Source organism: Providencia sp. PROV109 (genome assembly GCF_033681625.1).
In the GTDB taxonomy this organism is placed as follows: Bacteria; Pseudomonadota; Gammaproteobacteria; order Enterobacterales; family Enterobacteriaceae; genus Providencia; species Providencia hangzhouensis.
On record NZ_CP096320.1, the window covers coordinates 1621059 to 1633346 of the forward strand.

A 12288-nucleotide genomic window follows, 5' to 3' on the forward strand; every position below is an offset into this window, starting at 1 on the left:
GTATAAAGCTCTCCATGCACATTTATCAAAATAGTGCATGGAGCATTATTTATATATTATTTCAGTACTTTAAGTAATGCTTGCATATATCCCATCGCATAAGCCATACCTGCGTGCCATGGCGCATCACATGACATTTGTGGCGTATGGTCAGGGATTAATACACCTGTATAATTATTTTCTTTTAATATTGTTAATACCTTCAACATATCAATATCGCCCTCATCAATGAAGGTTTCATGATAGTGTGGCACTTTACCTTTAACGTTCCTAAAATGGACGTATGCCATCGCATCTTGACTTGCATATTGTTGTACTGCTTTGTAAACGTTGCCCTCAGACATTTCGGCAATGGTTCCAAGACAAAACTCTAGCGCATTTGATTTACTTGGTTTTATATCTAGTAATTTTTGATATAAGTGAGGTTGATTGACGAGCCTTGGTTGACCTCTGACAAACTCTAGTGGAGGATCGTCTGGATGAGCAGCTAGGCGAACGCCTGCTTCTTCAGCGACAGGGATAATATGGTTTAAGAACCAGGTTAACCTTTCCCAGAGTTGCTCTGTTGTTGTTTCAGGACGATAACCAGCACTATGGTTATTGATTTTCATATTCCATGCCATATTATCCGGCATTGGCTCTAGAATGTCTTCGTTGATGCCAGATAAACCAACAGTTTGAGCACCTCCTCGTGCTTTGTTTTCGATAACTCGCCCTGCGACTCCTGCCAGACTGAAATTATATCCAAAGACAGGAATACCTGCTTTCCCTACATTTCTAATAATGTTTTTGACGACTTCAAGCTGTTCTAATTTTTTAGGACCGTCAAACAAAATATCATCCCAGTGGCAAGGGTCGAAATTTTCAATTGCATAAAATGTTAAGCCAAACTCTTGCATCCGGTCACGGATTTTTATTAGTTCATCTACTGTCCAGACATCACCAACAGCCGTTCCCCAGCCATCATTATCGCCAATTGGCTGGTCGCTACGTGAAAATCGTTCATTACTGTTAAAGTAGTCGACCATATGAACAACGATATGAGTTGCTCCACATTGTTTTGCAAAAGCATAATGTTCATCATTAAGCATATGTCGATATAAACCAAATCCTAGTTTCATAATTATTAACCTTTTAATTTGAAAATTTCTTAGTTAGTGAGATTTAGTGGTTTTACATATAATGCGACACTGATTGCGCCAACAATACCGATTCCACCTGCCACAAAAAATGCGATGCTATACATTCCAGACCATTCAATGATATAGCCTGTAATAATAGGGCCTAAAATTCCGGCAACATTTGCCATTGCGTGTACAAATCCACCAACTGCACCAATATTATTTTTTGCAACGGTATCTTGTAGAATTGCCCAATAGGTTGTAGCAGATAAATATAAGAAAAATATTCCGAATGCCATGAGTGCTACGGCACTTTCAACACGAGTAACATTACCGACAAGAAAGACAAGGATTGCCGATATTCCTAGACAACTAACCAACACGATTTTTCTGGAGAATAATGGTTTATTTGTTTTCTTTAAAACAAAGTCACAAAGTATTCCCCCTAGAGCCATTCCAATAGCACCTAATAGCCAAGGTATAATACTTACTATACTCATATCTTTTATACTGAGATTTTGAACATTAGATAAGTAACTCGGAAACCATGATAAAAAGAAAAATAAAATATAATTCAAACTGAAGAATGCAAGAGTTGTTGCTAATATAGTCGGACTCTTTATATAAAAAGATAATGGTTTAGATATAGTATTTGTGGTTTTTGATTCTACATTATTATCGTCAGATAAAATATATTCTAATTCTTCTTTTGATATTTTTTTATGTTGTTCCGGTTTATCTTTAGCTATTTTTAACCACCCAATTAGCCATATAAAGCCTATTGCAGCAAGTATAAAAAATGCAACACGCCAACCAGTTGTAATTATTAATATTCCCATTATAGGGCCAGCAATAGCTCCACCTATTGGATTACCAGCAGTTGCTATACCTATAGCAGTAGCAACTTCTTTTTTAGGGAACCAGTTATTAACCATTTTATTGAGTGTTGCTGCAAAGGGGCCTTCAGCTGCACCAAATAAAGTTCGGATAATAAGCATAGAGATAAAACCAACAGTTACCCCGATCATGCCGCAAAAGATAGACCAAAGAGCCATACTTACGGCAAAAACCTTTTTGGGACCATATTTATCTGATGCGTATCCGCCAATGAAATTAAATAAAGCATATCCAATAGAAAAACTACTGAAAAGTATACCCATTTCACTTGGTGTTAAGTTTAAATCTTTAGAAAAAACAGGAGCTGCAATAGCAAATGCAGAGCGATCCATATAGTTTATCATTCCTCCTAGAGAAATAAATAAAACTAAATTCCATCTTATTTTTTTAAACATAAATCACCTTTGATATAATGATATGTTTATTATTCAATTTAATAGACATATCTATTTTATGTTTATCACATGACGCCAAATTTATTATATGCTTCTACAGCACCCATTCCATTTGCTATTTCTTTTTGTACTTTATTCTCCATTTTTTGTTTTTCAAATGCATGTTCAATAACGTAAGACTCTACATTTTTAGGAATAATTAATACGCCTTCTTCATCGGCAACAATTAAATCACCTGGTTCAATTAAAATATTATTGATTTTGATTGGAACTCGATAATCTAATACTTTACCTCTTATTTTTTGATCTTGAGCATAACTACCTAATGAAAATACAGGGAAATCAAGTTCTAGTATTTCTCTCTTATCTCTTGAATAGCCATAAATAATAGCGCCCGCAGCGTTAAGTTTTTTAGCTCTTGTCGACATTAATCCACCCCACAGGGCGTAATTATGCGAGGAACCTGAAGCGATATAAACTTCACCTTCCTTTAAGCTATCTAGTGCTTCAAACATAATACCGAAATCTTTATTTCCTAATGGCCCATTAGATGTAACGTCAGGCGGTAACATGTAATCAGCTTCTAGTACAGGCATTGCTCGACCTACAATCTTCATATCCTCAGATAAAGGTTTGAGTATAGGAGGTAAGAACTGATGGTGTAATCCTATTTCATCTAAAATATCCCCTAGAAGAGCTACGGGTAATTCCTTTTTAATCTTGTCAAACAAATCATTATCTTTATTCATTTCATATTCCTATGTATCTAAGGTCTTAATCTTACTGTTTAGCTGTCAACCTGTCATACAGGCTAACAGTCTAGCCTTAATATTAAAAGAGGGTTAATATAGGTTTTGTGATACGACTCTAGTTTTATTATTGTTTTAATCACAGGAAGATTATTTTTTTGATTTTAAATCAAATGGATATTGCTAATTTTGGGGGTTAGATTGCATCCTTTAATTGAAAAACAAACACTTTCAGAACAAGTTAGAAGCTATGTTCTATCTTTAATATCTCAATCAAATCTAAATCCAGGTGATGAAATACCAAGTGAAAAAGAGATTATTGAACGTTTAGGGGTGAGCAGGGGGGTGGTTAGAGAGGCTTTTCAAAGCCTTTCTATATTAGGTATTTTAGATATTAGTAGTGGCAAAAAACCTAAAATACAAAAAATTAACTCAAACCCGTTAGAAACTATTTTTAACCATGCCATTGTGACTCAGCAGGTTAATTATCAGCAAATCTTAGGCCTTCGACGTGCGATTGAAGTTGATTCTGCAGTGTTGGCTGCAATGCATGGAAATAAAAATGATTATATCAAGTTAAGAAAAATTGCAGATAAAATGAGGAAATCCTTGTTGAGTTCTAATGATTGGGATTTGTTCATTGAGAGTGATATTGATTTCCACTTAACATTAGCTGAAATGTCACAAAATCCGTTATATGCATTGATGCTAAAAGCATTAAGAGGCGCATTAGGTGGTTCTATTTCAGCTGGTTTATTAAACCAAAACAACCATGATGAACATAAAAAGATCATTGATATTCATTTTGATATTTTAGAGTCAATTGAAAAACAAGACTTTGTGGCAACTGGGTTAAAGATGGATACTCACTTTAAGTTAACCATGGATAGTTTTTAGATCAGCCACCCATAATAATTTTTCTTAGTGAGATTTTTGAGTGGCGAAGGATAAGCTAAATTCCTTCGCTCTACTTTCTGTGTAACTCAGCTTTAAGGTCAATTATCAATATGTGAATCATCTGCTTGTAAATAATTTGATTTAGGGATAGTCCCATTTTTCGGAACCAAGTTCCTCAATTAAATTCTGCTAATTAAATGCGTTATTTTTAACTCCTTCATTTCCCGATAATATTTTTTTCAGTCTGTATATTCCCTCGTTTCTTAAAATATTTCATAATAAAAAACTGTCTGAAAAGATAAATTCTACTTGCGAATTGGTATCGATCATGGATATGATTTGCCTTGTAGAATAAATGAAACCTAGTTCCATATAATGGAACTTATAATAAAGCCAGTAAAAAACTAAGCAAAGACAACCACACAGCAGGTGCGATATGGCGAATAAAGCAGGTGAAGATTATTCTTTGGCTCGGGTACCCCAAAGTGCTCGTAGGCCGTTCTATGAAGTGTTAATTCTACGAATTGGCGCACTAGCTTGTGTTTCACAAGTTATGTTAGGTGCGGCTCTTGGGTATGGGTTAACTTTTTGGCAGGCGTTTTGGGCAACGATGCTTGGATCTGTAATTTTACAGGTTGTCAGCTGGGGGCTTGGAGCGGCTGCGTGCCGCGAAGGAATGTCAATCAGCCTACTGTCTCGGTGGGCGGGTTTTGGTAAGTTAGGCTCAGCACTCATTGGTGGTGCAATTGCTATCTCCTTAATGGGCTGGTTTGGCGTCCAAAATGGTTTCTTTGCGGATGGAATGTATAAAGCGACTAATGTGCTAACACCAGGGACTTGGTCACTTATTACAGGTATTGCGGTGACGGTTATAACAGTATATGGGTATCGATTTTTATCTATTACTGCCAATATCTCAACGCCGCTATTTTTATTCGCGTTAGGCTGGGCGACATATAATTTATTATCAGGTCAAGATATTGGTACGCTTATTAATGACACTGAACCCGCCGGGCCATTAATGACTATGCCTGCGGCCATCACAATGGTTGCTGGTGGTTTTATTATTGCAGCAGTGACAACACCCGATATCAGCCGTTTCATGAAAGGGCCTAAAGATGTGTTTTGGATGACGCTTATCGGCACATTTTTTGGTGAGTTACTGGTCAATATGATAGCGGTACTAATGGCGCTGTCATTACGTACAAGCCAAGTATTTGATTTAATGATGGCGCTGACAGGGCTATTAGGTGCATCGATTGTTATCTTCTCAACAATAAAAATGAATGATATCAATTTGTATTCATCATCGTTAGGTTTTTCAACACTGTTAAATGCCATATTTAATAAGCGTTTTGACCGTCGTTATTTAACGTGGGTGATTGGTATCTTTGGCACAATCGCTTCAATGTTAGGGATCTTAGATAACTTTATCGGTTTCTTAATTTACTTAGGAATAGCCATTCCTCCTGTCGCAGGGATTATGGTTGTTGACTATTACTTGTTAAAACGTGATCGCAAAGAACTAGATATCACTCGAGAGCAAGGCATATTACCACCGAGTTGTGAAGCATATAACCCAGTAACACTCGTGGTGTGGGTGATCGCAGTACTGGTTGGCTGGGGGACATCAGAGTTAGGTCCGCTGCATGCAGACTACGGTATCCCAGCGCTTAACTCTTTGATTACTGGTGCAGTTGCTTATTGGATAGGCATGCGCTGGCAGGCGAAAGCGAGAGGTGTTGAAACGGTACACTTTCGCAAAGTCTCTCATTTAGATTAAGGATTAAACAATGTCAGGTACAAAAGTTAAAGTTGCTCTGGCTCAGTTTGATTCAGAACTTGGCAATAAAACCAATAATTTACAACGCATGGCACAGTTGTGCCAACAAGCCGCAGATTCAGGGGCAAAACTGATTTGTTTCCCTGAGCTGGCGACAACGGGTTATCGTGGTGACTTACTGACCACTAAGTTGTGGGATTTAAGCGATTCCATCGGAAGTGAAACTTATACGCTATTTAGCGAACTTGCTACTCGTTTAAATATCACTATTGTTAGCGGTTTTGTTGAGCGCGGTGAATATTTAGGCGATATCTATAACTCTGTCGGTGTTTGGAACCCGGGGTGTGAGGGTATTAGTGGTGTTTTTCGTAAAGTTCATGCTTTCGGCATAGAAAAACAATGGTTTGGACGAGGTGATAGTTTCCCTGTGTTTGAAACGCCGATCGGTAAAATCGGTATCATGATTTGCTATGACATGGGTTTTCCAGAAGTCGCACGAATTTTAACATTACAAGGCGCGGAATTGTTATTAGCCCCTTCAGCTTGGTGTGTTCAAGACCGAGATGTGTGGGATATTAATAGCGCCTGTCGAGCACTAGAAAATGGAACCCACTTACTTGCAGTGAACCGTTGGGGTCATGAAGAAGATCTGCATTTATTTGGTGGTAGCAAGGTTTTAGGTCCTCGCGGCCAAGTACTTTGTGAAGCGAGCTGTGAGGGCGAAGAGCTATTAATCGGTGAGGTTGATTTTTTAAACCAAGCCCATACACGTTTAAAAGTGCCTTATCTGAGAGACAGAAAGCCACAAAGCTACAGTGTATTAACCCAAGGTTTAGGGTCATGAGTATTTTATCTAGCGTGGTTGATGTTTACCAATTGTTCTTACGTTCAGGTAATGAACTGACGGTGACAACGTTGGTTAATGAATTAGGTATGCCAAAAAGCTCGGCCTCCCGTCTTTTAAAGCAAATGGCTGAACTCGGATTGCTGGAAAAGAAAAACAATGCACCGATATATCGACCTGGTTTGCTGATTATGGAATTAGCTCATCGGGCTAGGGGGATGAACCCGCTAATCGATATGATGCTTGAAGCACTTGATGAACTTGCGAAAGATAGCGGGTTTACCAGTTATGTCTCAGCACTTGATGATGATATGGTTCGTGTTGTTCATGCACGTTTTGGTAATAGCATGCTGCAAGTGATCACTCAACCGGGTACCCGCTTACCCATACTGGGAACGTCAACGGGGCGTGCACTATTAGCAAGGTTACCGCTAAATGAGCGGTCAAAAATTATCGACCGTGAACCAAAAGAAGAACGGGGTAAATTAGTTGAGCGCTTGGACTTAGTGGCAGATCGTGGCTGGGAATTTTCGATGGATGAATCCGTTGCTGGAGTCGCTTCCATATCCAGCACGGTGTTCGACCCTGCACAAAATACGTTATATGCCTTGTGTTTAAGTTTGCCTGCTGCACAAATGAATGATGAGGTTATGGTGCAGTTATCCAAGAGCCTTTGTCATAAAGCCGCTTATCTTGGGTGTATGGTGGGTGACCCGTATTGGTTGCAAAAAAGCATGAATAAGCCATGAGATTATTTCATGTTATAAAAGCAAAAAGTAGTAAGTAGTTGAAGTAAGTAGTTGAAGTAAATAGTGAATTATAAATATTTAATATTATTAGCATTTTAAGTGCGTGAATACGCCTTCATCAGGAAAAATGGAACCTCTATTACGTGAGATTCCATCTAGAGTGAAATGAGATTAACTCGCTATTCTATGCGAGTTAATCTCAAAGTAGCTCTTTACTCTCATAAAAAATAATTAAAATTAAAGGAAGTACAATGAGTCTAAAACAAACTCTTTGCGTATATGATCTAATCGATTGCGCTAGTGTTAAAGGTGAAGACATTGTTGCATTGTTCCAAGATTTCCCACACATTGAAGTCATGTCTAAAACGGTTAAGGATCACAAAGGACAAAGTGACTTTGTTCGCATTCTTATTCCAGGAACACAAGGTAAATCACAGCATAAAGATGCGCCAACACTGGGAATCATCGGGCGTTTAGGTGGAATTGGTGCTAGGCCTTCTCGAATAGGTGTTGTGTCTGATGCAGATGGTGCGATTGCCGCACTTGCAGCAGCGCTTAAACTGGCACAAATGCATGAAAAGGGTGACCAGTTACTCGGTGATGTCGTGGTCACGACCCATATTTGCCCAAATGCGCCAACACGTCCGCATACACCTGTTGATTTTATGGACTCGCCCCTTGAAGATGCCACGATGAATCAACATGAGGCGATCCCTGAAGCGGATGCTATTTTGTCCGTAGATACCACGAAGGGAAATCGTTTACTCAATCATAAAGGGTATGCACTGTCTCCAACAGTAAAAAATGGTTATATTTTACCCGTGTCAGAGGATTTAATTCGTTTGATGGAATGGAGTAGTGGCCAAAAAGCGGTGACATTTCCATTATCAATTCAAGACATTACGCCATATGGTAATGGTCTACATCATATCAACAGTATATTACAACCTGCGGTATCAACATCTGTACCAGTGGTTGGTGTCGCTATTTGCTCAGAAACGATAGTACCAGGTTGCTCTACAGGGGCTAGCCATGAGGTTGATATTGCGGCTACTGTAAAATTTATGATAGAAGTGGCTAAAGCATTCACAGGAAAACAATGTGCGTTTTATGATGTTGAACAATATGATTTATTGACATCATTGTATGGTGATATGTCACACCTGCAAACAGCAGGTAATAATGCAGCAAAAAATGATTAATTTATAAATAGTCACAGTTAATTATTAGCGTTGTCAGTGTTATTAAAATAATTAACTGTGCTCTATTGGTGAGCTATAAATTCGATTCTGTTGTGTTGTCTGGAACATCCTCATTTTCAATAGGAACAATGAGGTCTGCATGATTACCTTTTGGGCCAATAGTCACACTAAATTGAACTTTCTGGCCTGCTTTTAGTGTCCTGTAACCGTCCATTTGGATACAGGAATAATGAGCAAAAATATCTTCTCCGCCATCAGCCGGGCAAATAAAACCAAAGCCTTTTGCGTTATTGAACCACTTAACGATACCCGTCTCCATATTTTATCCTTCAAATTTACCAGTATTTGCATTTAGAACGATGTATAAAAAACACATACAAAATAAGTATAAATACGATGTTATTTGTTCGTAAAATATACTGTAATAAATTACCTTCTAAGGTCAAGAGGTACGGTTCAGGAATTGCTGGAAAGTGTTAAGAATTCGCTAATCAATAGCGCTCATTTTCTATAATATTTGATATGGCTCACAGATTGCTAACCATGGAAGCAAAGGTGATTCCCATGATACACTGTCGCTTGATGCAATATAGACAAAAAACAGCATAGTAACTAAATGGTATAGTTTTATGATGTTATCAATATGATTGATAGAAATCGTTGATAATAAAGACTATGCTTAAATTGAAGTTAAACACTGAGCAAGAAAGCAATGAGTGATTTTCTGGGCACATTTAAAACTGACGTCATTTTTAAAGATGAAATAGAACAAACCTTACAGCCACCATCGATGTATAAGGTGCTATTAAATAATGACGATTACACCCCGATGGATTTTGTTGTCGAAGTGTTACAAAAATACTTTTCTTTTGATGAAGAACGCGCTACACAGATAATGTTAGATGTCCATATTCAAGGAAAGGGAGTTTGTGGAATTTTTACTGCAGAGGTTGCTGAAACTAAAGCGGCGCAAGTCAATACTTTTGCTCGTGAACATGAGTACCCTTTGCTTTGCACTATAGAGAAAGTCTAATTTGGCTTAATATCAATTTTGGGAGGTGCTTATGCTCAATCAAGAACTGGAGCTTAGTTTAAACGTAGCTTTTACGAAAGCGAAAGACAGTCGCCATGAGTTTATGACTGTAGAGCACCTATTGCTAGCGTTACTGAGTAATATCTCTGCTCGCGAAGCTTTAGATGCTTGTAAGGTTGATCTTGTTGCATTACGTCAAGAACTTGAACACTTCATCGCGCAAACTACACCTTTGTTACCCGAAAATGATAGCAGAGACACCCAGCCTACGCTGAGTTTTCAGCGTGTATTACAGCGCGCTGTTTTTCATGTGCAATCATCTGGGCGCAACGAAGTCAGCGGTGCAAACGTATTGGTCGCGATTTTTAGTGAGCAAGAGTCCCAAGCTGCGTACTTATTACGCAAGCATGATGTAAGCCGTTTAGATGTAGTTAATTATATTTCTCATGGCACGATAAAAGGCGAAGAGTCGTCATCAGAACAAGATATCTCCTCTAATAGTGTGCAAAACGAAGAGCAGCCGGTCCCAGAAGACCATATGGACAACTTTACGACCAACTTGAACCAGCAGGCCAAGAAAGGGAATATCGACCCTCTGGTTGGACGTCAGGCTGAATTAGAGCGTACGATTCAAGTATTGTGCCGCCGTCGTAAAAATAATCCACTATTAGTCGGTGAGTCAGGTGTCGGTAAAACCGCGATTGCTGAAGGGCTAGCATGGCGTATTGAGCAAGATGATGTACCTGACGTAATGAAAGGCTGCACAATTTTTTCATTAGATATTGGTTCATTATTGGCTGGAACCAAATACCGTGGTGACTTTGAGAAACGTTTCAAAGCATTATTAAAAATGCTGGAAAAAGATCCGAAGAGCATTTTATTTATTGATGAAATTCACACTATCATCGGTGCAGGAGCCGCGTCTGGTGGGCAAGTTGACGCAGCGAACTTAATTAAACCGTTGCTATCAAGTGGTCGAATTCGTGTTATTGGTTCAACAACATACCAAGAATTTGGCAGTATTTTTGAGAAAGATAGAGCGTTGGCTCGTCGTTTCCAGAAAATTGATATTGTAGAACCAACTCCCGAAGAAACAATTCGTATCATCAATGGGTTGAAGCCTAAGTATGAAGCTCATCATGATGTTCGTTATACCGCAAAAGCGATCCAAGCGGCGGTGGATTTATCCATTAAATATATTACCGACAGGCATTTGCCAGATAAAGCCATTGACGTGATTGATGAGGCCGGGGCGCGAACGCGACTGGTTGCACCAAGTAAGCGTAAAAAAACCATTGGTGTGCCTGAAATTGAAACAGTTGTGGCGCGTATCGCCCGTATTCCTGAAAAAACGGTTTCCTCAAGCGATAAAGATAAACTCAAGACACTCGACTCTCGTTTGAAAATGTTAGTGTTTGGACAAGACAAAGCGATAGATTCATTGTCTGAGGCAATCAAAATGAATCGGGCAGGTTTAGGGTTAGAAAATAAACCTGTGGGTTCTTTCTTATTTGCCGGTCCAACAGGGGTGGGTAAAACTGAAGTGACTGTCCAGTTAGCGAAAGCGTTGGATATCAAATTGCTGCGATTTGATATGTCTGAATATATGGAGCGCCACACGGTTAGCCGCTTAATTGGTGCGCCTCCTGGCTATGTCGGCTTTGACCAAGGTGGTTTACTGACCGATGCGGTTATCAAACATCCGCATTCAGTGGTGCTGTTAGATGAAATCGAAAAAGCGCATCCAGATGTGTTTAATATTCTTTTACAGGTAATGGACCACGGAACGTTAACAGACAATAACGGTCGTAAGGCGGATTTCCGTAATGTTGTTGTGGTAATGACAACCAACGCTGGGGTGCAAGAAACTCAGCGCCGTTCTATTGGTTTTGCTGAGCAAGATAATAGCACTGATGCGATGTCTGAAATCAAAAAGGCGTTCTCACCAGAATTTCGCAACCGCCTTGATGGTATCATTTGGTTTAACTCATTAACTCCAGAAATTATTACGCAAGTCGTTGATAAGTTTATTGTGGAATTACAAGTTCAGCTTGATGAAAAGGGTGTATCAATTGAAGTTAGCGCCGCGGCTCGCCGCTGGTTGTGTGAAAAAGGTTATGATAAAGCGATGGGTGCCCGACCTATGGCTCGCACCATTCAGGATAACCTGAAAAAACCATTAGCAAACGAGTTGTTATTTGGTTCACTAACCAATGGTGGCTCTGTAAGTATCGGGCTTGATGAAAAAAGTAACACACTGACATACAGCTTCAGTAGCGTGCACAAGGCCTCTCCGGAGGATGCGGTATTCTGACGAATAGACCACAGGTGTATCAATGCACCTGTGGTTGTCAGGCCTTGCCTGAAGAGAATATCAACGGCTACGGAAAATGATTCGGCCTTTGCTCAGGTCATAAGGTGTTAACTCTACAGTTACCTTGTCGCCTGTCAGGATACGGATATAGTTTTTACGCATTTTTCCAGAAATATGAGCAGTCACCACGTGACCGTTTTCCAGTTCAACACGGAACATTGTGTTTGGCAGGGTATCTAAAACTGTGCCCTGCATTTCAATATTGTCTTCTTTGGCCATCTAATCCTCTAAGTTTAATAACCGT

The 12288-nt window shown here is 39.2% G+C and carries 12 protein-coding genes; 7 read left to right on the forward strand and 5 right to left on the reverse strand.

Features of this window, described 5'->3' with window-relative positions; translation table 11 throughout:
- Positions 1-56: 56 nt before the first annotated feature.
- The 3 genes from M1F25_RS07445 to M1F25_RS07455 all read right to left on the reverse strand — a co-directional run bounded on the left by M1F25_RS07445 (position 57) and on the right by M1F25_RS07455 (position 3162).
- On the reverse strand, positions 57-1121 hold the full coding sequence (locus tag M1F25_RS07445; RefSeq protein ID WP_181489542.1) for a mannonate dehydratase: 1065 nt from the start codon (positions 1119-1121) through the stop codon (positions 57-59).
- A 29-nt stretch (positions 1122-1150) separates the two neighbouring features.
- On the reverse strand, positions 1151-2413 hold the full coding sequence (locus tag M1F25_RS07450) for an MFS transporter (RefSeq protein ID WP_094960665.1): 1263 nt from the start codon (positions 2411-2413) through the stop codon (positions 1151-1153).
- 65 nt (positions 2414-2478) lie between these two features.
- Positions 2479-3162 (reverse strand): RraA family protein, encoded by a 684-nt coding sequence (locus tag M1F25_RS07455; protein ID WP_094960666.1) that lies wholly within the window; start codon positions 3160-3162, stop codon positions 2479-2481.
- Positions 3163-3363: 201 nt separating this feature from the next.
- Between M1F25_RS07455 and M1F25_RS07460 the strand changes: the two genes are divergently transcribed.
- The 5 genes from M1F25_RS07460 (at position 3364) to M1F25_RS07480 (ending at position 8637) form a co-directional block, all read left to right on the forward strand.
- A complete protein-coding gene (locus M1F25_RS07460) occupies positions 3364-4059 on the forward strand; it encodes a FadR/GntR family transcriptional regulator (protein ID WP_036957917.1) in 696 nt (231 codons plus the stop codon).
- A gap of 436 nt (positions 4060-4495) precedes the next feature.
- Complete coding sequence (locus M1F25_RS07465; RefSeq protein WP_004256368.1) at positions 4496-5842, forward strand: purine-cytosine permease family protein; 1347 nt, start codon at positions 4496-4498, stop codon at positions 5840-5842.
- Between the two features lie 10 nt (positions 5843-5852).
- The gene (locus M1F25_RS07470) at positions 5853-6686 is read left to right on the forward strand and encodes a nitrilase-related carbon-nitrogen hydrolase (protein WP_004256366.1); all 834 of its coding nucleotides are present in this window, start codon (positions 5853-5855) and stop codon (positions 6684-6686) included.
- Complete coding sequence (locus M1F25_RS07475) at positions 6683-7435, forward strand: IclR family transcriptional regulator (protein ID WP_172767347.1); 753 nt, start codon at positions 6683-6685, stop codon at positions 7433-7435. Before M1F25_RS07470 ends, M1F25_RS07475 begins: the two co-directional genes overlap by 4 nt.
- Before the next feature lie 251 nt (positions 7436-7686).
- A complete protein-coding gene (locus M1F25_RS07480) occupies positions 7687-8637 on the forward strand; it encodes a DUF1177 domain-containing protein (protein WP_181489543.1) in 951 nt (316 codons plus the stop codon).
- A 73-nt stretch (positions 8638-8710) separates the two neighbouring features.
- Here the strand turns inward: M1F25_RS07480 and cspD are convergent, their stop codons facing one another.
- Positions 8711-8956, reverse strand: a complete 246-nt coding sequence (gene cspD / locus M1F25_RS07485; protein WP_004256359.1) for a cold shock domain-containing protein CspD — start codon at positions 8954-8956, stop codon at positions 8711-8713.
- Between the two features lie 378 nt (positions 8957-9334).
- On the opposite strand from cspD, the gene clpS reads away from it, so the two are divergent.
- Together clpS and clpA are read left to right on the forward strand one after the other, a co-directional pair.
- Complete coding sequence (gene clpS, locus M1F25_RS07490) at positions 9335-9670, forward strand: ATP-dependent Clp protease adapter ClpS (protein WP_377145624.1); 336 nt, start codon at positions 9335-9337, stop codon at positions 9668-9670.
- Between the two features lie 31 nt (positions 9671-9701).
- Positions 9702-11984, forward strand: a complete 2283-nt coding sequence (gene clpA, locus M1F25_RS07495) for an ATP-dependent Clp protease ATP-binding subunit ClpA (RefSeq protein WP_004256354.1) — start codon at positions 9702-9704, stop codon at positions 11982-11984.
- 60 nt (positions 11985-12044) lie between these two features.
- Here the strand turns inward: clpA and infA are convergent, their stop codons facing one another.
- On the reverse strand, positions 12045-12263 hold the full coding sequence (gene infA / locus M1F25_RS07500; RefSeq protein WP_004244560.1) for a translation initiation factor IF-1: 219 nt from the start codon (positions 12261-12263) through the stop codon (positions 12045-12047).
- Positions 12264-12288 lie beyond the last annotated feature (25 nt).

Excerpts from the sequence above, each read along its gene's own strand:
- M1F25_RS07445 (WP_181489542.1), bottom strand. The coding sequence starts at position 1,121 with ATGAAACTAGGATTTGGTTTATATCGACATATGCTTAATGATGAACAT.
- M1F25_RS07450 (WP_094960665.1), bottom strand. The coding sequence starts at position 2,413 with ATGTTTAAAAAAATAAGATGGAATTTAGTTTTATTTATTTCTCTAGGA.
- M1F25_RS07455 (WP_094960666.1), bottom strand. The coding sequence starts at position 3,162 with ATGAATAAAGATAATGATTTGTTTGACAAGATTAAAAAGGAATTACCC.
- M1F25_RS07465 (WP_004256368.1), top strand. The coding sequence starts at position 4,496 with ATGGCGAATAAAGCAGGTGAAGATTATTCTTTGGCTCGGGTACCCCAA.
- M1F25_RS07470 (WP_004256366.1), top strand. The coding sequence starts at position 5,853 with ATGTCAGGTACAAAAGTTAAAGTTGCTCTGGCTCAGTTTGATTCAGAA.
- M1F25_RS07475 (WP_172767347.1), top strand. The coding sequence starts at position 6,683 with ATGAGTATTTTATCTAGCGTGGTTGATGTTTACCAATTGTTCTTACGT.
- M1F25_RS07480 (WP_181489543.1), top strand. The coding sequence starts at position 7,687 with ATGAGTCTAAAACAAACTCTTTGCGTATATGATCTAATCGATTGCGCT.
- cspD (WP_004256359.1), bottom strand. The coding sequence starts at position 8,956 with ATGGAGACGGGTATCGTTAAGTGGTTCAATAACGCAAAAGGCTTTGGT.
- clpA (WP_004256354.1), top strand. The coding sequence starts at position 9,702 with ATGCTCAATCAAGAACTGGAGCTTAGTTTAAACGTAGCTTTTACGAAA.
- infA (WP_004244560.1), bottom strand. The coding sequence starts at position 12,263 with ATGGCCAAAGAAGACAATATTGAAATGCAGGGCACAGTTTTAGATACC.